We start from the raw sequence: 21,647 nt of genomic DNA, 5'->3' as shown, positions 1-21,647 counted from the left end.
GCGGTCCATTTTCTACACTAGGCTCCGGTCGCACGCCGAGGCACGATCCTCCTGCAAGCGGACCTGGGGCACCCTGAGGGCGGGTCGAACGCTGCGCATAGATCTGGATATCCGTAGAAAACCGGCGGGCAACCGCGGCTCTGACCTTTGCCTGCCGATATGAGAGGAGACATGCCATGCAAACCACAGCGAATGCCGTGACACAACCCGCACCTGATCTCGCGGCGCTGAAATCGCGCCAGCAGGTCGCCTGGGCATCGGGTGACTATTCCGTCATCGGCGCCCGGCTGCAGATCGTCGGCGAGAGCCTTTGCGAAGCCCTGGACCTGCGGTCTGGCGAAAAGGTTCTCGATATCGCCGCCGGCAACGGCAATGCCACGCTTGCCGCTGCGCGGCGCTGGGCCGAAGTGACCTCGACCGACTACGTGCCGGAGCTTCTGGAGCGCGGCCGCGAACGGGCGATGGCAAACGGGCTGGCGGTGGATTTCCGGCAGGCCGATGCCGAGGCCTTGCCGTTCAAGGACTCAAGCTTCGATGTCGTGGTCTCCACCTTCGGCGTCATGTTCACGCCGGATCAGGACAAGGCGGCAGAGGAGATGCTGCGCGTCTGCCGCTCCGGCGGACGTATCGGTATGGCCAACTGGACGCCGGAAAGCTTCATCGGGCAGGTATTCAAGACGATAGGCAAGCATATTCCGCCCATGCCGGGCGTCAGATCGCCGGCGCTCTGGGGCACGAAGGCGAGACTGGAGGAGATGTTCGGCGGTCGCGCCAGCATCGAAGCGACGTCGCTTATGTATAATTTCCGCTACCGCTCGCCTGCCCATTGGCTGGAAGTGTTCCGCACCTGGTATGGCCCTGTCCACAAGGCCTTCGAAGCTCTGCCGCAACCGGGCAAGGCCGCACTTGAGGAGGATTTTCTGGCGCTGATCGGTCGCTTCAACCGAGCCAAGGACGGCACCATGGTCGTGCCGGCCGAATATCTGGAAGTGGTGATCCGCAAGGGCTGACGCGACAGCCGTGCTTGCACACATGCAAAAGGGCGAGGCGCGCCGGCGGCGAACCTCGCCCTTCATGTTTCGGCTTAGAACTCAGACCATTCCTGCGCGACAGCGGCGTTGCCGTTGCTGCGATAGGCTGGTGCCTGCTTCTGGCTGGGCCGCGCCATGGCCGAGGCGGTGCGGCGAAGTGCGGCCGCATCCGCGGAGGCCTGGTTGGCATCGCCGGCCAGCTTGAAGTTGGCGATAAGGTCGCGAAGGCGTTCGGCTTCGGCGGCCAGCGTCGCGCTCGCGGCATTCGTTTCTTCGACCATCGCGGCGTTCTGCTGTGTCACCTGGTCCATCTGGTTGACGGCGCTGTTGACCTCGCTGAGACCGGTCGACTGTTCTCTGGACGAAGTTGCGATCGCATCCATGTGCTGATTGATCGATACGATCAGGTTTTCGATGGTCTTCAGCGCATCGCCGGTCTCGCGAACGAGCTGAACGCCACCCTGCACTTCGACCGACGAATTGCGGATCAGATCCTTGATCTCCTTGGCAGCTGCCGCGGAGCGCTGGGCAAGTTCACGCACTTCCTGCGCGACGACCGCAAAGCCCTTGCCGGCTTCACCGGCGCGCGCGGCCTCGACGCCGGCGTTGAGCGCCAAAAGGTTGGTCTGGAAAGCGATCTCGTCGATGACGCCGATAATGTTGGAAATCTGGTTCGACGACTGTTCGATCCTCTGCATCGCGTCTATGGCGTTGGCGACGACCATGCCGGAGCGTGTGGCGCTTTCGTTTGCCTGGATCGCAACCTGGCGGGCCTCGTCAGCGCGCTTCGACGAATTCGAGACGTTGACCGTGATCTCGTCGAGAGCCGCAGCCGTCTCTTCGAGCGAGGCTGCCTGCTGCTCGGTGCGGCGGGAAAGGTCATCCGCACCGCTGCCGATTTCGCGCGTGCCGCTGTCGATCGCACCGGCGGAAGACGCGATGGACTTCATCGTGTCCGCGAGCTGCATGACAGCGCCATTCAGGTCGTGACGGAGCGGTTCGAAATCAGGCGCGAAGGCCTCGGTCAGCTGGAAGCCCAGGTCGCCGCCCGCAAGGCGCTTGAGGCCGGAGGCAAGACCCGCGGTCGCCTCATTGAGGCGTGCCTGGGCAGCAGCTTCGGCTTCGCGCGTCAGCCGCGCGCGGTCGGCTTCCGCCTGCATACGGTTCCTTTCGGCCTCAGCCTGCAGGTTCGTGTTCTCGATGGCGGCCTGACGGAAGACTTCGACGGCTTTGGCCATTTCGCCGATCTCGTCGCTGCGCTCCATATCGGCAACCTTGACCTGCGTGTCTCCACCTGCCAGCGCACGCATGGAGCCGGTGATGCGGCTGATCGCATTGGCAATGCCGGCAATGCCGAAATAGGCTGCGCCGCAGACCAGCAACGCGCTGACACCAAGGATGACGGAGAGCAGTGTCAGCGTCTGGTTGAACTCGGCCGTGTTCTCTTCGGCTGCGTCGGCAGCCGCCGACTTGTTGAACTTCACAACCTTGTCGACGCTTGCTGCAAGGTCGTCGGCGATCGGACCGATGTCTTCCTGGAAGACCTTGAGCGCCTTTTCCTTGTCGCCCGCCTTGACGAGCGAAATCAGCTGGTCGCCGGCCGCGGCATATTTCGAAGCCGCATCGTCGATCTTGGCAAATGCCTCACGCTCGGCATCGGTATCGACCTGCTCCTTGTAGTCAGCCACGGCCTTGAGCAGGTCCCCCTGCTTCGACTTGATCTTTTTCTCGTAACTGTCCTGACCGTTCTCGGCCCGGCCCATCACGTAATCGCCATAGGAACCGCGCAGGGAATAACGCGCGATCTGGATATCCATCGCCTTGGAAACGCCCGGCAGGAAGCTCGTCGCGAAATGGTTGGCATTCTCGTTGAAAGTGTTCAGGCCACGAATGGAAATATAAGCGGACAGTGCGAACAGAACGGCAATCAGTGAAAATATGCCGATCATCGACGTCTTCACATTTGGACGCGTCATGAAAATAAAACCTCTAGATGTGGAGAGATGCATCGAGATGCATCCGCCCCGGCCCGGAAAAGATTGTTAGCGACATCATGCCGTGTGCGCGGCAGCCCGGAAATGAGCCTGCCGCGATGATTTCATCGCCAGAAATAACCACTGGATTCTGCTAATTTTCGCTAAATGGCCGCGCTAGGAATCGGCAATAAAAAATCAAAGGTTGCAAATTCAGTCATATAAACAGGACAAAAATATATGGAAATTCGGTGATAAGTATTACTTATTGGTGTAAAATCCCAATGAAGGCGTCCATTATGGGACATTGCAACGTCGAAAAAATATTTTGCCCTGCGACGATTTTTCTGGACGGAAAGACAGGCGCACGCCCTCATCGAAACAGCTTAGTCATTGAGATCATAAGATTTATTTTGGTCAGCCCGCATGTTTTCCATTGGGCAAACCAGTCCTTCATTGCGTCCGCAACACCTCGTTCCAATGCGCAATCAGGCGCGCGCGTTTCACCTGGTCGAGATAGACCATCAGACCCGGGCTGACCGGCACCGGGCGCAACTGTGCGCCGAGCAGTTCCTGCAACGTATTGGCGGTATTCTCGCCTGCCACTTCCGGGCTGACGGCCGGGATCTGCAGCTCGCGCGCCATGATGGTCTGGCCTTCCTTCGACATGAAGAAGGCAAGGTAGCGGCGCCCCAGTTCCGGCTCGGCCGCCGCCTGCGGCACGAGGCCGATGCGCGACATCACGACCGTGTAATCCTTCGGCAGAACAATGCCCACGTCGGGATGGCTCGAGGCCCAGTCGGCAGCATAGGATCCGAGTATATTGTAACCGAGCACGAACCGGCCATCGGCCACGCGCTCGAGGATCGCCGAGCTGGTCGAATAGAGTTTTACGCCCGCCGCTCCCATGGCGCCGATCACCGACCAGATATCGCCGAACTGTTCCTGATCGCGCGCCATGAACAGGAAGCCCACGCCGGAACGCTCTATGTCGTAGGTGCCGATCCGTCCGTAGACCTCGTTGCCTTTGCGTTTCAGGTAATCGACGAATTCCGCCCGCGAACTCGGCACCGTTTCATGGGCAAAGCTCGGCTTGTGATAGACGAAGACCGCCGGTTCGAAGGTCAGCGCATAGGCGGTGTTGCGCCAGTTCGCCCATTTCGGCCACTGGGCGCTCATCGGCAGGTTGCTGACCTGCGCATAACCGTCATTCGAAAGCTTCACCTGCAGGTCCATCGCCGAGGAGAAGGCAAAGTCCGCCGTCTTTTGACCGGCATCCGTCTCGCGGACGATCCTGTCGTAAATGTCCCCCGTCAGCATGTCCTCATATTCGACCGCCACATCCGGATTGGCGTCCTGAAAGCCGCGGATCATCGGCTGCGCCAGCGGCTCGTCGAGCGAGGAATAGACCGTCAGCACCGGCGCAGCCGCGTTGCCGGACTTCGCCGGATAAAAGACCTGGTCGGCGGCCGCAAGGCCGGGTGCCAGGCACAGGAACAGAAAGAAAAGGCTTCTCATGTCCGGAGAATGCCCGAGCAAAAAGCGTGAAACAAGCGGAGCTTCAGAGTTCGCGCTCGAAGAAGACCAAAATCGGCTTGAGATCGTCAGGAACGCTGTAATAGGCACCACGCTCGCGAAAACCCAAGCGGCGGTAGAGCTTCTGCGCCGCGACCTGCCGAAAGCCGGTGTCGAGCCGCATCAGTCGGTAGCCGTCCTCCTTTGCCCGAGCCAGCGAAGCCTCGCAGAGCGCGCGTGCCGCGCCGCTTCCGCGCGCCCGCTCGGAAACGAAAAGGCGCTTCATCTCCGAGACGCCGGGAGCAATCTCGTGCTGCATCACGCAGCCTATCGTCTCGCCGTCGAGACGCGCCAGAAACATCGCGCCTTGCGGCCTTGCATGGATGCGGGGCAGTTCGGCAAGCAAGGCCTCGAACTTTTCGGGATTATAGTAGAGTTCCACCTGCGCCCGCTCGGCCGGATAATTGTCGTAAAGCCATTGCCTGAAGGCACGGCTGAGATGCCGCACGGCATCGATATCTTCAGGGCTTTCCGCAAGCGCGACCGACAGTTCACCCATCTTGCAGCCTCCAACCCTCGTAAATCCTACCACGGCGGCATCGGCTCAGCCATATGGTCGGCGCTGTAACCCGGAAGAAGCAAAACGAGCTTTTGACGAATTGCCTACTTTCCCGTTCACCCAATTCCCAGAATCGCTGTGACATCGGGCCGCCATCCCTGATAAACTCTCCGAAAAACTCGGGGAAACATCCGTTGCGCATCCTGCTTACCGAAGACAATGTCGCCTTGGCCGACGGCCTGTCGGCGATCTTGCGCGGCACGGGCCATGCTGTGGATGTCGTCCATGACGGGGCTTCGGCCAATGCCGTCATCGCAGCGGAAAATTTCGATCTCGTCATCCTCGATCTGAACCTTCCGGAAATGGACGGGCTCGATGTGCTGCGCGCCATGCGCTCCCGCGGCAGCCGGGCTGCGGTACTCATCCTGACGGCGCGGGGTTCGCCGGAAGAACGCGTAAAGGGGCTGGATCTCGGCGCCGACGACTATCTCATCAAACCTTTCGACATTGCCGAATTCGAAGCGCGCGTGCGCGTGCTTCTTCGCCGTCAGGCCGGGCTGCATTCCTCGACCGTCAGTTTCGGAGCGATCTCGCTCGACCTCAATTCCCGCGCCTTCTCGGCCGGCGCCACGCCGCTCGATATTCCCGCCCGCGAGCTTGGCCTGCTGGAAATCCTCTTCATGCGTGCCGGCAAGGTCGTCGCCAAGGAGGCGATCATGCAGTCGCTGACTGCTTTCGACGACGACATTTCGGCCAATGCCATCGAGCAATATGTCAGCCGCCTGCGAAAGAGGCTTTCGCCGCACGGCCTGACGGTCAGGACCGCCCGCGGTATCGGCTATTATCTCGACAAATTGCCCGAGGCCTCATGACGGCCGCCTACTCGCTCCGGCGCCGACTGCTTTTCTGGTTGCTGGTCTCGACCGCCGTCATCGGCACGCTGGCGCTGGCCGATACCTGGCGCGAAGCCGTGCAGACTTCGAATATCGTGTCCGACCGCGTGCTGGCCGGCTCCGCTCTGGCAATCGCCGAGCGTGTTGTCGTTGCCGAAGACGGCACGCTCGAGGTGGACATTCCCTACGTCGCGCTGGAAATGCTGACCTCGGCAGCGCAGGACCGCGTCTTCTACCGTGTAGACGGCCCGCCCGGCACATTCATCACCGGCTATCAGGCGCTTCCGGTATTGAAGGAAACCCAGGGCGATACCGCCTCCTTCGCCGACGATATCTTCCGTGGCGAGCCGATCCGGGTCGCGACCCTGGGACGCTCCGCCTCCACCGGCATCCGCTCCGTGCCTTTCGTCGTCACCGTCGCCGAAACGACCATCGCCCGCCGCCAGCTTGCCCAGGCGATCCTGGTCCGCTCCGCGCTTCGCCTTGCCGTCATGATTGCCGGGGCCGCCGTCATCGTCTGGATTTCCGTTACCGTGGCGCTGCGGCCGCTCTACAAGCTTGGCGACGCCATCGGCGAGCGCAGCCCCGACGACCTGCACCCGATCGAGCAATCGGTGCCGAGCGAGGTGCAGCCGCTCGTCGATACCGTCAATTCCTTCATGGTGCGCCTGCAATCGGCCCTCGACGCGCTGCGCAATTTCACCGGCAATGCCAGCCATCAGCTGCGCACGCCGCTCGCCATCATCCGCACCCAGCTTGCCCTCTCCTCTCGCGCGGGCTCCCTGGACGAAGCGCAGCACGCCGCCCTCAAGGGCGATCAGGCGGTTGCCCATGCCGAGCGCATCCTTGCCCAGCTTTTGCTGATGGCAAAGATCGATGCCGCAACCGCCAAGGAGGCGCTGACGGCCGAGGCCATCGACCTTTCCGCCATCGCCCAGGAGATCACCGGCGAGCAGATCCCTCGCGCCGCCGAGGCTGGCATCGATCTCGGCTTCGAAGGTGAGGGACCCGCCATGATCCGCGCCGAGCCGCTGCTGATCGGCGAAATGCTGCGCAATCTTGCCGGCAACGCCATCGCCTATGCCGGCAAGGGCGCGGAAGTGACCGTGCGTATTGTCGAAGACGCCGAAACGGTGCGGCTGGAGGTCGAGGACAATGGGCCGGGCATCCCCCCCGAAAAGCTCGAAGCGGTCAGAAAACGTTTCTCCCGCGGCAATGACTCCGGCGCCCCCGGCGCCGGCCTTGGCCTTCCCATCGTCGAGGAAATCGCCAATCTTTTCAACGCGCGGCTCGCCCTCATTCCCGCCCGCGGCGGCAGAGGCCTCAAGGCTTCCGTGACCTTCAACCGCGCCGCCTGAAAGCCGCCGCGGCGTTAACCTTTCCGCCTTGCATTCTTTCGCTGCATTGCACACACTGGCTTCGGGAACAGCTAAGCCGATCAACGGCACGCGGACAAAAAGAGCAATATGTCGATCAAAGCCAGCATCTACCACCTGACCCATTATCAATATGACAAACCGGTCCGCCTCGGCCCACAGATCATCCGCCTGAAACCGGCCTCGCATTCGAAGACGCGGGTCTTGAGCCATTCGCTGAAGGTCACGCCGTCGAACCATTTCGTGAACCTGCAGCAGGACCCGTACGGCAACTATCTCGCCCGCTTCGTCTTCCCCGACCCGGTGAGCGAGTTCAAGATCGAGGTCGATCTCGTCGCCGACATGACCGTCTACAATCCCTTCGACTTCTTCGTCGAAGAGGAAGCGACGATGTGGCCCTTCGACTATCCCGAGACGATCCGCGAAGACCTGTCGATCTACATGACGCCGGAAGAGCCCGGCCCGCGCCTGAAGGCCTTCCTCGAAACGCTCGATCGGTCAAAGCAGAAGACGGTCGATATGATCGTCGGCCTCAACATGCGCCTGCAGCAGCAGATCGGCTATGTCATCCGTATGGAGGCCGGCGTGCAGACACCCGAAGAGACGCTGGAAAGCGCCAAAGGCTCCTGCCGCGATACAAGCTGGCTATTGGTGCAGATCCTGCGCCATCTCGGCCTCGCCGCCCGCTTCGTCTCCGGCTATCTGATCCAGCTGACCCCCGACCTCAAGGCGCTCGATGGCCCCTCCGGCACCGAGTATGATTTCACCGATCTCCATGCCTGGGCCGAAGTCTATCTTCCCGGCGCCGGCTGGATCGGCCTTGATCCGACTTCCGGCCTCCTGACCGGCGAAAGCCATATCCCGCTTGCCGCCACACCGCATTTTCGCAATGCCGCGCCGATATCGGGGGGCTATTACGGCGAAGCCGAGACCAAATTCGCCTTCGACATGAAGGTTGCCCGTGTTGCCGAACACCCCCGCATCACCAAGCCATTTTCCGACGACGCCTGGGACGAACTCAACGAACTCGGCGAGAAGGTCGACCGCATCCTTGAGGCCGAAGATGTGCGCCTGACCATGGGCGGCGAGCCGACCTTCGTCTCCATCGACGATTTCGAATCCGCCGAATGGAACACCGAGGCCGTCGGCCCGACGAAACGCGAGAAGGCCGATGCGCTGATCCGGCGACTGCGCGCCCGTTTTGCGCCGGACGGATTCCTGCACTACGGCCAGGGCAAATGGTATCCCGGCGAAAGCCTGCCGCGCTGGACCTTCTCTCTCTATTGGCGCAAGGACGGCTTGCCGATCTGGTCGAACGACGCTCTCGTCGCTGTCGAGGGCCGCAACTACCAGGTCACGGAGGACGATGCCGGCCGTCTGCTGACGGCGATTGCCGAAGAGCTGGATATTTCGCCCGATTATGTCGCCCCCGCCTTCGAAGATCCGGCCGAATGGCTGGTCAAGGAAGCAGGCCTTCCGGAAAACGTCGATCCGTCGAATTCCAGGCTGAAGGATCCGGAGGAGCGCACGCGCATCGCCCGTGTCTTCGACCGCGGCTTGACGCGTCCGACCGGCTATGTGCTGCCCGTCCAGGCCTGGAATGCGCGTGCCAGCGGCCGCACCTGGACGAGCGAGAAATGGTCGACGCGGCGCGGCCGCATCTTCCTCGTACCCGGCGACAGCCCGGTGGGCTATCGCCTGCCGCTCAATTCGCTGGCCTATATCCCGCCCTCGCAATATCCCTATATCAACCCGCTCGATCCCTTCGTGCAGCGGCCCGAACTGCCGGATTTCGGCCAGGACAGCGGGCGGGCGCTGCAGGCTGCGCATTTCCAGCCCTTCACCGGCCAGCAGCCGACCGTGCCGCAGTCGGTCAGCGAGATCGGCGGCCACGTGCGCACCGCAATTTCCGTCGAGCCGCGTGACGGCCGGCTCTGCGTCTTCATGCCACCGACCGAAACGCTGGAGGATTATCTCGACCTCATTGCCTCGACCGAGCGCGCAGCCGCCGCTCTCGGTTTCGCCGTCCATATCGAAGGATATGCGCCGCCGCAGGACGAGCGCATCAACGTCATCCGCGTGGCGCCCGATCCCGGCGTCATCGAGGTCAACATCCATCCTTCTTCCACATGGAAGGACACCGTCGACATCACCACCGCCATTTACGAGGAAGCGCGCGAAAGCCGCCTCGGCGCCGACAAGTTCATGATCGACGGCCGCCACACCGGCACCGGCGGCGGCAACCACGTCGTCGTCGGCGGCAGCAATCCGAACAACAGCCCGTTCCTGCGCCGTCCGGACCTGCTGAAAAGCCTGGTGCTGCACTGGCAGCGCCACCCCTCGCTCTCCTACCTCTTCTCGGGTCTTTTCATCGGCCCGACCAGCCAGGCGCCGCGCATCGACGAGGCCCGGCACGACAGTCTCTACGAGCTGGAAATCGCGCTGGCGCAGATTCCGGCCCCCGGCCGCGGCCTGCAGCCCCTGCCCTGGCTGGTCGATCGCCTGTTCCGCAACCTCTTGATCGACGTAACCGGCAACACCCATCGCGCCGAGATCTGCATCGACAAGCTCTTCTCGCCCGATGGCCCGACGGGCCGTCTCGGTCTCATCGAATTCCGCGGTTTCGAAATGCCGCCGAATGCCCGCATGTCGCTTGCCCAGCAATTGCTGGTGCGGGCACTGATCGCCCGTTTCTGGGCGAATCCGGCAGACGGCAAATTCGTGCGCTGGGGCACCGCACTGCATGACCGTTTCATGCTGCCGCACTACGTCTGGCAGGATTTCCTCGATGTGCTGGCAGACCTCCGGGAAAACGGCTTCGACCTCAGCCCCGAATGGTTCAAGGCGCAGCTCGAATTCCGCTTTCCCTTCTGCGGCGAGGTCGAATACGAAGGCTCGAAACTGGAGCTGCGCCAGGCGCTGGAACCCTGGCATGTCATGGGTGAACAGGGCGCGATCGGCGGCACGGTGCGTTATGTCGATTCGTCCGTCGAGCGCCTCCAGGTGCGTCTCGAAACCGGCAACGCGTCGCGCTACACCGTCACCTGCAACGGCAGGATCGTGCCGCTAACGCCGACGGGAACGTCAGGCGTCTCGGTCGCCGGCGTGCGTTTCAAGGCCTGGCAGCCGGCTTCCGGATTACATCCCGTTTTGCCGGTGAATACGCCTTTGACTTTTGACATTTATGATACATGGTCGAAACGTTCGATCGGCGGCTGCATCTATCACGTTGCCCATCCGGGCGGCCGGAACTATGACACCTTCCCGGTCAACGGCAACGAGGCGCAAGCGCGCCGCCTCGCCCGCTTCGAGCCGTGGGGACATACGGCGGGCGGTTATATTCCGCGCGCCGAAACGGTTTCGCCTGAATTTCCGCTCACGCTGGATCTGAGGCGACCCGTTGGTATTTGAAGAAACTGGGACTTATGGGCAAGAAGCCTGCACTGGAACTGAGGGACGAGATCGAAGAACGCGCCGGGGCGGATGCGATCTTCGACTACGCCCCCTTGCCCGGCATCGCCGACGAGATGGTGGACAATAACGGCGCCGTCCGCCCGGTCTGGCAGCGTTTCCTCGCCCATCTGAACGCCATGCCGGAAAAGGATCTGGCCGAGCGTTTCGCCCGCGCCGATCGCTACCTGCGCGACGCAGGCGTCTTTTACCGGGCCTACGGGGCCAAGGGCAGCGGCGAGCGCGCCTGGCCGCTCTCCCACATTCCGGTACTGATCGACGAGCGCGAATGGCAGGCCCTTTCGGCAGGCCTGGTGCAGCGCGCCAATCTCCTCGAAGCGATGGTCGCCGACATCTACGGCGACAACAAGCTCGTCGAGGAGGGCATCGTTCCGCCTGCCCTCATCGCCGCCAATCCGGAATTTCAGCGGCCGCTGGTTGGCGTCAAACCGGCAACCGGGCACTACCTGCATTTCTGCGCCTTCGAGATCGGCCGCGGCCCCGACGGCAACTGGTGGGTGCTGGCCGACCGCACGCAGGCTCCCTCCGGCGCGGGCTTTGCGCTGGAAAACCGCGTGGCGACGACCCGCGCCTTTTCCGATATCTATGCCGAAACGCCGGTTCACCGCCTCGCCTCCTTCTTCGGCGCCTTCCGCGATGCGCTGCAGACGATGAAACATTCCGGTGACGACCGCATTGCGGTCCTGACCCCCGGACCGGCGAACGAGACCTATTTCGAGCACGCTTACATTGCCCGCTACCTCGGCTTCATGCTGCTGGAAGGCGAGGACCTGACAGTCGTCAACGGCCGCGTCATGGTGCGTACCGTCGCCGGCCTGAAGCCGATCGGCGTGCTCTGGCGGCGTCTTGATTCCGCCTATGCCGATCCGCTGGAACTGAACCAGAACTCGCATATCGGCACGCCGGGCCTTGTCGAGTCGCTCCGCGCCGAAACCGTCACCATCGTCAACGCGCTCGGCACCGGCGTTCTGGAAACGCGCGCCCTGCTTGCCTTCATGCCCGCCGTCTGTCGCAAGCTTTTGGGCGAAGATCTGCACCTGCCATCCATTGCCACGTGGTGGTGCGGCCAGAAGGACGAGCGTGACCATGTCGCGGCCAATATCGAGAAGATGGTGATCGGCCCGGCCTATTCCCGTGCCCCTTTCTTCGACGACAACGGTGAATCCGTCCTCGGCTCGTCGTTGCGCGCCACCGCGAAAAACTCGATTGCGGACTGGCTTGCGAGCGACGGCGCAAAGCTCGTCGGTCAGGAAGTCGTCACTCTCTCAACCACGCCTGCCTGGGTCAACGGCAAGCTGACACCGCGGCCGATGTCGTTGCGCGTCTTCGCCGCCCGAACGGCCAACGGCTGGCAGATCATGCCGGGCGGCTTTGCCCGCATCGGCTCGGGGGACGACGTCGCCGCTATCGCCATGCAGTCCGGCGGCGCGGCAGCCGATGTCTGGATCGTCAGCGACAAGCCGGTCGAGCGCCACACGCTCCTGCCCGCCGAAGGCAGCTTCACCCGTAACATGCCGGGCAGCCTGCCGAGCCGCGCGGCCGACAATCTCTTCTGGCTGGGCCGCTATATCGAACGCGCCGAAGGGGCGCTGCGCATCCTGCGTGCCTGGCATGCCCGTTATGCAGAAGCCGCCGACCCCAGCCAGCCGCTTCTCGCCGACGTCACCCAATATCTCGCCGCCGTCGATATCGACACGGCCGAGCCTGTCCCGGAATCGCTGCTGCGCAATATCGACAGCGCCGTCTATTCGGCGAGCAACATCCGCGACCGTTTCTCGCCCGACGGATGGCTGGCGCTGAACGATCTTGCCAAGACCGCCCGTCGCTTCCATTCCACCGTCACCGCCGGCGACGACGCCAGCCACGCGATGACCATCCTGCTGCGCAAGCTCGCAGGTTTTGCCGGTCTCGTGCATGAAAACATGTATCGCTTCACCGGCTGGCGCTTTCTCTCGCTCGGCCGCTATATCGAACGCGGCCTGCATATGACCCGGCTGCTCGGCCACATGTCCGGCCCGGAAGCACCTGACGGCGCGCTCGACATGCTGCTCGAAATCGGCGACAGCGTCATGACCCACCGCCGTCGCTACAATGTGAACACGGCACGGCTGACCGTGACCGATCTGCTGGCGCTCGATCCGCTCAACCCGCGTTCGATCCTCTTCCAGATGAACGAGATCCACCGCGAGGTCGAACAGCTCCCCAACGCCCTCATCAACGGCCAGATGTCGCCCTTCTACCGCGAGGCGATGCGCCTGCATTCCGGTCTCGCCGTCATGACGCCAGAAGCGATGAACGGCGATGTCTATCACCGGCTGGAGCGCGAACTGGAACACCTGTCCGATCTCCTGGCGCAGACCTACCTCGGATGACGGCGGTGCTCTACGATCTCACTTTGCATATGGGCTATGCCTACGATACGCCCGCGTCCGGCGCGCGCCACATCATGCGCCTCATGCCGCTGTCGCTGGCGAACCGCCAGCGCCTGATCGCAGGTTCGATCAGCATTTCGCCGCAACCGGACGAACAGTCGCACTTCATCGATTTCTTCGACCATCCGGCGACCTCCTTTCTGTTGCGCTCGCCGCATGAAACCCTCGATATCCGCATGCAGGCCCGCGTGCAGGTCGAAAGCCAGGTCATATCGGCGGATTTCTCGCCGCTCCTGGCCGACCTGCCGGAGGAAATCGCCGGAATCTGGTCGCTCGATCCGCAATCGCCGCACCATTTCCTGGGCGACAGTCCGCGCCTGACGGAAACCAAGGCGATCAGCGAATATGCAAAGACCAGTCTCCAGCCCTCGCTGACGGTCATGCAGATCGCCTATGCGCTTTGTGCCCGCATCAACAGAGATTTTACCTACGATCCGGAAGCGACGACCGTCGACACGACGCCGGTGGAATCCTTCAGGCTGAAGCGCGGCGTCTGCCAGGATTTCACCCATATCATGATCCTGGCGCTCCGCAGCCTCGGCATTCCCGCTGGTTACGTCTCCGGCTTCCTGCGCACCATCCCGCCGCCCGGCAAGGAGCGGCTGGAGGGAGCCGACGCCATGCATGCCTGGGTGCGCGTCTGGTGCGGCGAGACCGCCGGCTGGATCGAGCTCGATCCGACCAACAACATCCCTGCCGGAACCGACCATATCGTCGTGGCCTATGGCCGTGACTATTCCGACGTCGCTCCCGTCATCGGTGTGCTCAAGAGCTATGGCAGCCAGCGCTCCGTGCAGGCGGTGGACGTCATCCCGCTGAAATAATCCCGAAATAGGAAAAAACAGCCATTTGCTTACAATTTTAGGGGCTGGCTTTAACGGCCATTAAAGTCATCCGATCCATGAATGGCGCCTAGTTAGGGCTCCTTTTGGATCGGTGGGCATGATGAACACCCTGTATTCGCATTTTGATCGGCTGCGGCGCGACCGCAGCGGCAATTTCGGTATCATGACGGCCATTCTGCTGCCCGTGCTTATCGGCGCTGCGGGCTTGGCAGTCCAGGTCAGCGACATGCTGCTCTCAAAGCAGCAATTGCAGGAGGCAGCCGACTCAGCCGCACTTGCGACCGCGACCGCGCTGGCGAATGGCACCATCCAGACCTCGGAGGCCGAGGCCTTCGCGCAGAATTTCGTCGCCGGACAAATGGCGAACTACCTGCAGAGCGGTGTGGATATCAAGGACGCTACGGACGTCGATATCCAGGCAACGACATCAGGTAAGGCGACGTCCTACAAGGTAACGGTTTCACCGAGCTACGATCTCGCGGTCAATCCGCTCATGCGAGCGGTCGGCTTCACGACGCAGCATCTTTCGACGTCGGGCACAACGGTCAGCGGCCATTCGCAGACCCAGGGCTCCATCTCCATGTTTCTTGCGCTCGATAAATCGGGATCGATGGGAGAGCCTACCGCGACCGTCAATGTCGATAATCCGACAGAAACATACACCTATGACTGCAACGGTCATTACAACAGAAGGAACCAGTGGGTTTACGACACCTGCACCGGCACTCGCACGCGCTATTACACGAAGATAGAGGCTCTCAAGATCGCCGCCGGCAACCTCTTCGGCGAGCTCAACAGCGCCGATCCCAATGCGGAATACGCGCGAACCGGTGCTGTCTCCTATGATCTGGTCGAATACGCAGCGAGCCGGCTCGCCTGGGGAACCGCCGCTGTCAGCGGTTATGTCAACGCGCTTCAGTCCGGCGGCGGCACGAATTCGAGCGGCGCGATGAATACGGCCTACACCTCCCTGACCGCCAAGAACGCTGCCGGGAACGACGCCGAGGATGCTCTTCACCAACAGAAGACCGGGCAGACACCCAAGAAATACATCGTCTTTATGACGGATGGTGATAACAACGACGACAAGTGGGGCGGTCGCTCTTACGACACCTCGACCAAAACGACATGCGACAACGCCAAATCCAAGGGTATCGAGATCTACACCATCGCCTTCATGGCGCCTGCGGGCGGACAGGCACTGCTGCATTATTGCGCCTCTGATGACGCCCATTATTTCAAGGCGGAAAAAATGGAAGACCTGCTCGCGGCGTTCAAGGCGATTGGAGCGAAGACCTCCGCCCAGCTGACGCGCCTGACGAACTAAAAACCGAGATCCCTCATCCCGCCAAAAAGCCGCTCCGGAACAAACCGGGGCGGCTTTCGTTTAAACCCTATTCGGCCCATCAGATCGGGAAAAGCGATTGAAATCAAGTCCCTTGGGCCGGTCGAATATGAAGGTTCCGCAAATTTTTCGTTTGCCCAATTCCCTTGTTGCAAGTGCGTGATAACGGTGCATAAACTGCCCTGTCGGCGTAAGCGACAAATCGATTGAATCAGGCGTAAGATACTGTAACCAAATCAAAATTGGCGAGACCTGACCATGAATACTGTTTCGAAGCCGATCATCCCCTCACCAGCTCCGCGCAGTTCCCGACCAGAAATCCTCGCTGAGGAAATCATCGAGCGCCTGACCTACCGTATCGGCAAGGATGCCAAGGTCGCCAAGCCGCATGACTGGCTGACGGCAACCATCCTCGTGGTGCGTGACCGCATCATCGACAAGTGGATGGAATCCACCCGCAAGGTTTACGAGACCGGCGCCAAGCGCGTCTATTATATGTCTCTAGAATTCCTGATTGGCCGCCTGATGCGCGATGCCGTCTCCAACCTTAACCTGATGGAAGAGGTTCGCGATGCGCTGGCTTCGCTCGGCGTCGATATCAACGTCATTGCCGGCCTGGAGCCCGATGCCGCGCTCGGCAACGGTGGCCTCGGCCGTCTTGCCGCCTGTTTCATGGAATCGATGGCGACCGTCGACGTGCCCGCCTATGGCTACGGCATCCGCTACGTTCACGGCCTCTTCCGTCAGCAGATGGCCGACGGCTGGCAGGTCGAACTGCCGGAAAACTGGCTTGCGCACGGCAATCCCTGGGAATTCGAACGCCGAGAAAGCGCCTATGAAATCGGCTTCGGCGGCTCGATCGAGGTCATCAACAGCCATGAGGAACAGCCGCGCTACGTCTGGAAGCCGGCCGAGCGCGTCATCGCCGCCGCCTTCGACACGCCTGTCGTCGGCTGGCGCGGCAAGCGCGTCAATACGCTCCGCCTCTGGTCGGCGCAGCCGATCGACCCGATCCTGCTCGATGCCTTCAACGCCGGCGACCACATCGGCGCCCTGCGCGAGAGCAACAAGGCCGAAAGCCTGACCCGCGTCCTCTACCCGGCGGACGCGACACCTGCCGGCCAGGAACTGCGCCTGCGCCAGGAATATTTCTTCTCCTCCGCTTCGCTGCAGGACATCCTGCGCCGTCACCTTCAGCAGTATGACGACTTTACCTCGCTGCCGGACAAGGTGGCGATCCAGCTCAACGACACCCACCCGGCCGTTTCCGTCGCCGAACTGACCCGCCTGCTCTGCGACGTGCATGGCCTGGATTTCGATACGGCATGGGATATCACCCGCCGCACCTTCTCCTACACCAACCACACGCTTCTGCCCGAAGCGCTGGAAAGCTGGCCGGTTCCGCTGTTCGAGCGCCTGCTGCCGCGCCATATGCAGATCATCTATGCGATCAACGCCAAAATCCTGATCGAGGCGCGCAAGACCCGCAACTTCTCCGACACAGAAATCCGCTCGATCTCGCTGATCGATGAAAACGGCGACCGCCGCGTGCGCATGGGCAACCTCGCTTTCGTCGGCTCGCATTCGATCAACGGCGTCTCGGCCCTGCACACCGACCTGATGAAGGTCACGGTCTTCGCCGACCTGCACAAGCTCTACCCCGATCGCATCAACAACAAGACCAACGGCATCACGCCGCGCCGCTGGCTGCAGCAGTGCAACCCCGGCCTCACCGGTCTGGTGCGTGAAGCGATCGGCGACGAATTCCTCGATGACGCCGAGAAGCTGCGCGCGCTCGACAAGTTTGCGACCGACCCGAGCTTCCAGCAGAAATTCGCCGCCGTGAAGCGTGCCAACAAAGTGGCGCTTTCCAATCTGGTCGCCAGCCGCATGGGCGTGAAGCTCGATCCGTCGGCGATGTTCGACATTCAGATCAAACGCATCCACGAATACAAGCGCCAGCTCCTCAACATCGTCGAGGCCGTGGCGCTTTACGATCAGATCCGCTCGCATCCCGAACTGGATTGGGTGCCGCGCGTAAAGCTCTTCGCCGGCAAGGCGGCGCCGAGCTATTACAACGCCAAGCTCATCATCAAGCTGATCAACGATGTCGCCCGCACCATCAACAACGACCCTTCGGTGCGTGGCCTGCTGAAGGTCGTCTTCGTGCCGAACTACAATGTCTCGCTCGCAGAAGTCATGGTTCCGGCCGCCGACCTTTCCGAGCAGATCTCGACGGCCGGCATGGAAGCGTCGGGAACCGGCAATATGAAATTCGGCCTCAACGGCGCGCTGACGATCGGCACGCTCGACGGCGCCAATGTCGAAATGCGCGACAATGTCGGCGAAGATAACATCGTCATCTTTGGCCTGCAGGCCGATGAGGTCGCCAAGATCCGCAGCGAGGGCCACAATCCGCGCGCCATCATCGAAGGTTCGCGCGAGTTGTCGCAGGCGCTTTCCGCCATCAGCTCGGGCGTCTTCTCTCCCGACGATCGCAACCGCTATACCGGCCTCATCGACGGCATCTACTCGCATGACTGGTTCATGGTTGCCGGCGATTTCGATGCCTACGCTGCCGCCCAGCGCGAGGTGGACCAGATCTGGGCCAACCAGTCCTCCTGGTACGAAAAGACGATCAACAATACAGCACGGATGGGCTGGTTCTCTTCCGACCGCACGATCCGGCAATATGCCGACGAGATCTGGAGAGCTTGATGAAGCCGCCGAAAGCCGCCCCTGAAGTGAAACTTCCCTGGGAAATTTCGGCAGACGAGATCGCGGCAATCCTCAATGGCTCGCATGCCAATCCCTTTGCCGTCCTGGGCGTTCACCAGGCCGGCGGGGTTTTCATCACCAGATGCTTCCTTCCGGGCGCGGAAGCCGTCACGGCAATGACGCTGGACGGAACGCTGATCGGCGATCTCCAGCAGATTCATCCCGACGGTATTTTCGGCGGCCAGCTTTCCATCACCAAACTGCAGCCGGTGCGCTATCGCGCCCGGCGCGCCGATGCCGAATGGGCAGTAACCGACGCCTACAGTTTCGGCCCGGTGCTCGGCCCGATGGACGATTATTACGCCCGCCAGGGGTCGCATCTGCGGCTTTTCGACAAGATGGGCGCCCATCGCATCAAACATGAAGGGACAACCGGCATCCACTTTGCCGTCTGGGCGCCGAACGCGCAGCGCGTCTCCGTCGTCGGCGATTTCAACAATTGGGATGGACGCCGCCATGTCATGCGCTTCCGCTCCGACAGCGGCATATGGGAAATCTTCGCGCCTGACGTGCCGCTCGGCGTTCCCTACAAATTCGAGATCCGCGGCCATGACGGTGTGCTTCTGCCATTGAAAGCGGACCCCTTTGCCCGCCGCAGCGAACTTCGCCCGAAAACCGCCTCCGTCACCGCCGCCGAACTTTCGCAGGAATGGCAGGACGAGCAGCATCTGAAGCACTGGCGCGAAACGGACAAGCGCCGCCAGCCGATCAGCATTTACGAAGTTCATGCCGGCTCCTGGCAGCGCCGCCAGGACGGTTCCATGCTCTCCTGGGACGAGCTTGCCTCGCGTCTCATCCCCTATTGCGTGGACATGGGTTTCACCCATATCGAATTTCTGCCGATCACCGAACACCCCTACGATCCCTCCTGGGGCTATCAGACGACAGGCCTTTACGCTCCGACAGCGCGCTTCGGCGAGCCGGAAGGTTTTGCCCGTTTCGTCAACGGCTGCCACAAGGTCGGCATCGGCGTCATTCTCGACTGGGTGCCGGCACATTTCCCGACCGACGAGCACGGCCTCGGCTGGTTCGACGGCACCGCGCTTTACGAGCACGAAGACCCGCGAAAGGGTTTCCACCCAGACTGGAACACGGCGATCTACAATTTCGGCCGTACCGAGGTCGTCTCCTACCTCGTTAACAACGCGCTCTACTGGGCCGAGAAATTCCATCTCGATGGGCTGCGCGTCGATGCGGTCGCTTCGATGCTTTATCTCGACTATTCGCGCAAACACGGCGAATGGATCCCGAACGAATACGGCGGCAACGAAAATCTCGAAGCCGTGCGCTTCCTGCAGAACCTCAATACCCGCATCTACGGCGAACATCCCGGCGTCATGACCATCGCCGAGGAATCGACCTCCTGGCCGAAGGTTTCGCAGCCGGTTCACGAAGGCGGCCTCGGCTTCGGCTTCAAGTGGAACATGGGCTTCATGCATGACACGCTGAGCTACATGAGCCGCGATCCGGTCCACCGCAAGCATCACCACAACGAACTGACCTTCGGTCTGCTCTATGCCTATTCGGAGAATTTCGTCCTGCCGCTGTCCCACGACGAAGTGGTGCACGGCAAGGGCTCGCTGATCGCCAAGATGCCCGGCGACGACTGGCAGAAATTCGCCAATCTGCGCGCCTATTACGCCTTCATGTGGGGGTATCCGGGCAAGAAACTGCTCTTCATGGGGCAGGAATTTGCCCAATGGGCGGAATGGAGCGAAAGCAAATCGCTCGACTGGAACCTGCTGCAATATCGCATGCACGAGGGCATGCGCCGCCTCGTGCGCGACCTCAACTTCACCTACCGCAGCAAGGCCGCACTCCATGCCCGCGACTGCGAAGGCGACGGCTTCGAATGGCTGATCGCCGACGATTACGAGAACTCGGTCTTCGCCTGGCTGCGCAAGACCCCCGGCCAGAAACCGGTCGTCGTCATCAGCAACTTTACGCCGGTCTACCGCGAAAACTATTCGATCCGGCTGCCTTCGGCGGGACGCTGGCGGGAAATCCTCAATACGGATGCCGACATCTATGGCGGCAGCGGCAAAGGCAATGGCGGGCGCGTGCAGGCCGTCGATGCCGGCGGCGAGATAAGCTGCTCGATAACCCTGCCGCCGCTGGCGACAATCATGCTTGAACCCGAGAATTAGTGACTGGTGGGAGGAGAAAATGGTAGAAAAACGCATTCAGCCACTTGCCCGCGATGCAATGGCCTATGTTCTCGCCGGCGGCCGGGGAAGCCGCCTCAAGGAACTGACTGACCGACGCGCCAAACCGGCCGTCTATTTCGGCGGCAAGGCGCGCATCATCGACTTCGCATTGTCCAACGCGCTCAATTCCGGCATCCGCCGCATCGGCGTCGCCACCCAATACAAGGCGCATTCGCTGATCCGCCACATGCAGCGCGGCTGGAACTTCTTCCGGCCGGAGCGAAACGAAAGTTTCGACATCCTGCCGGCCTCCCAGCGCGTATCCGAAACGCAATGGTATGAAGGCACCGCCGATGCCGTCTATCAGAACATCGATATCATCGAGGATTACGGCGTCGAATACATGGTCATCCTCGCCGGCGACCATGTCTACAAGATGGATTACGAATACATGCTCCAGCAGCATGTCGATTCCGGCGCGGACGTGACGATCGGCTGCCTGGAAGTGCCGCGCATGGAGGCAACCGGCTTCGGCGTCATGCACGTCAACGAAAAGGACGAGATCTTCGCCTTCATCGAAAAGCCGGCCGACCCGCCGGGCATTCCGGACAAGCCGGATTTCGCGCTCGCCTCCATGGGCATCTATGTCTTCCGCACCAAATTCCTGCTCGATCTCCTGCGCCGCGATGCGGCCGACCCGACTTCGAGCCGTGACTTCGGCAAGGATATCATCCCCTACATCGTCAAGAACGGTAAGGCGGTCGCCCATCGCTTCGCCAAATCCTGCGTCCGTTCCGATTTCGAGCACGAACCCTATTGGCGCGACGTCGGCACGATCGACGCCTATTGGCAGGCCAATATCGACCTGACGGCGATCGTGCCTGCCCTCGACATCTACGACAAGTCCTGGCCGATCTGGACCTATGCCGAAATCACCCCGCCGGCGAAATTCGTCCATGACGACGAAGACCGCCGCGGATCGGCAACCTCCTCCGTCGTTGCCGGTGATTGCATCATTTCAGGCGCGAGCCTCAACCGCAGCCTTCTCTTTACCGGTGTCAGGGCCAACTCCTATTCCAAGCTGGAAGGGGCGGTCATTCTGCCGAACGTCAAGATCGGTCGGCGCGCGCAGCTCAAGGACGTAGTGATCGACCATGGTGTCGTCATCCCGGAAGGTCTTGTCGTCGGCGAGGATCCCGACCTGGACGCACGGCGCTTCAGGCGGACGGAAAGCGGCATTTGCCTGATCACGCAACCGATGATCGACAAGCTGGATATCTGA

Annotated in this window: 13 protein-coding genes; 10 read left to right on the top strand and 3 right to left on the bottom strand. The window is 61.7% G+C overall.

Going from position 1 to position 21,647, the window contains the following annotated elements; genetic code table 11:
* Window positions 1–176 precede the first annotated feature (176 nt).
* Window positions 177–1,010, top strand: a complete 834-nt coding sequence (locus ACFPWW_RS05540) for a class I SAM-dependent methyltransferase (RefSeq protein WP_112754714.1) — start codon at window positions 177–179, stop codon at window positions 1,008–1,010.
* 74 nt (window positions 1,011–1,084) lie between these two features.
* Here the strand turns inward: ACFPWW_RS05540 and ACFPWW_RS05535 are convergent, their stop codons facing one another.
* From ACFPWW_RS05535 to ACFPWW_RS05525, 3 genes are all read right to left on the bottom strand, one after another.
* Window positions 1,085–3,007, bottom strand: a complete 1,923-nt coding sequence (locus ACFPWW_RS05535; protein WP_377310887.1) for a methyl-accepting chemotaxis protein — start codon at window positions 3,005–3,007, stop codon at window positions 1,085–1,087.
* Window positions 3,008–3,457: 450 nt separating this feature from the next.
* The gene (locus ACFPWW_RS05530) at window positions 3,458–4,522 is read right to left on the bottom strand and encodes an ABC transporter substrate-binding protein (protein WP_113412903.1); all 1,065 of its coding nucleotides are present in this window, start codon (window positions 4,520–4,522) and stop codon (window positions 3,458–3,460) included.
* A gap of 43 nt (window positions 4,523–4,565) precedes the next feature.
* On the bottom strand, window positions 4,566–5,078 hold the full coding sequence (locus tag ACFPWW_RS05525) for a GNAT family N-acetyltransferase (RefSeq protein ID WP_112563729.1): 513 nt from the start codon (window positions 5,076–5,078) through the stop codon (window positions 4,566–4,568).
* A gap of 194 nt (window positions 5,079–5,272) precedes the next feature.
* On the opposite strand from ACFPWW_RS05525, the gene ACFPWW_RS05520 reads away from it, so the two are divergent.
* The 9 genes from ACFPWW_RS05520 to glgC all read left to right on the top strand — a co-directional run bounded on the left by ACFPWW_RS05520 (window position 5,273) and on the right by glgC (window position 21,647).
* Window positions 5,273–5,950, top strand: a complete 678-nt coding sequence (locus tag ACFPWW_RS05520) for a response regulator (protein WP_377310885.1) — start codon at window positions 5,273–5,275, stop codon at window positions 5,948–5,950.
* Entirely contained in the window at window positions 5,947–7,329 is a 1,383-nt protein-coding gene (locus tag ACFPWW_RS05515; protein WP_377310884.1) for a sensor histidine kinase, read from the top strand. Before ACFPWW_RS05520 ends, ACFPWW_RS05515 begins: the two co-directional genes overlap by 4 nt.
* Before the next feature lie 108 nt (window positions 7,330–7,437).
* Window positions 7,438–10,758, top strand: coding sequence for a DUF2126 domain-containing protein (locus ACFPWW_RS05510; RefSeq protein WP_377310882.1), 3,321 nt, complete (start codon window positions 7,438–7,440; stop codon window positions 10,756–10,758).
* 14 nt (window positions 10,759–10,772) lie between these two features.
* Window positions 10,773–13,190 (top strand): circularly permuted type 2 ATP-grasp protein, encoded by a 2,418-nt coding sequence (locus ACFPWW_RS05505; protein ID WP_377310880.1) that lies wholly within the window; start codon window positions 10,773–10,775, stop codon window positions 13,188–13,190.
* Entirely contained in the window at window positions 13,187–14,074 is an 888-nt protein-coding gene (locus ACFPWW_RS05500) for a transglutaminase family protein (RefSeq protein WP_377310878.1), read from the top strand. Before ACFPWW_RS05505 ends, ACFPWW_RS05500 begins: the two co-directional genes overlap by 4 nt.
* 118 nt (window positions 14,075–14,192) lie before the next feature.
* Window positions 14,193–15,422, top strand: coding sequence for a TadE/TadG family type IV pilus assembly protein (locus ACFPWW_RS05495; protein ID WP_377310876.1), 1,230 nt, complete (start codon window positions 14,193–14,195; stop codon window positions 15,420–15,422).
* A 276-nt stretch (window positions 15,423–15,698) separates the two neighbouring features.
* Window positions 15,699–18,158: a glycogen/starch/alpha-glucan phosphorylase gene (locus tag ACFPWW_RS05490; protein ID WP_112703736.1), complete on the top strand. Its 2,460-nt coding sequence runs from the start codon at window positions 15,699–15,701 to the stop codon at window positions 18,156–18,158.
* Entirely contained in the window at window positions 18,158–20,365 is a 2,208-nt protein-coding gene (glgB, locus tag ACFPWW_RS05485) for a 1,4-alpha-glucan branching protein GlgB (RefSeq protein ID WP_377310874.1), read from the top strand. Before ACFPWW_RS05490 ends, glgB begins: the two co-directional genes overlap by 1 nt.
* Window positions 20,366–20,384: 19 nt before the next feature.
* Window positions 20,385–21,647 (top strand): glucose-1-phosphate adenylyltransferase, encoded by a 1,263-nt coding sequence (glgC, locus tag ACFPWW_RS05480; protein ID WP_112563711.1) that lies wholly within the window; start codon window positions 20,385–20,387, stop codon window positions 21,645–21,647.

Origin of the sequence: Rhizobium sp. GCM10022189, assembly GCF_042656325.1 — a bacterium.
GTDB lineage: Bacteria > Pseudomonadota > Alphaproteobacteria > Rhizobiales > Rhizobiaceae > Rhizobium.
This window is presented reverse-complemented; position numbering and strand designations above follow the sequence as displayed.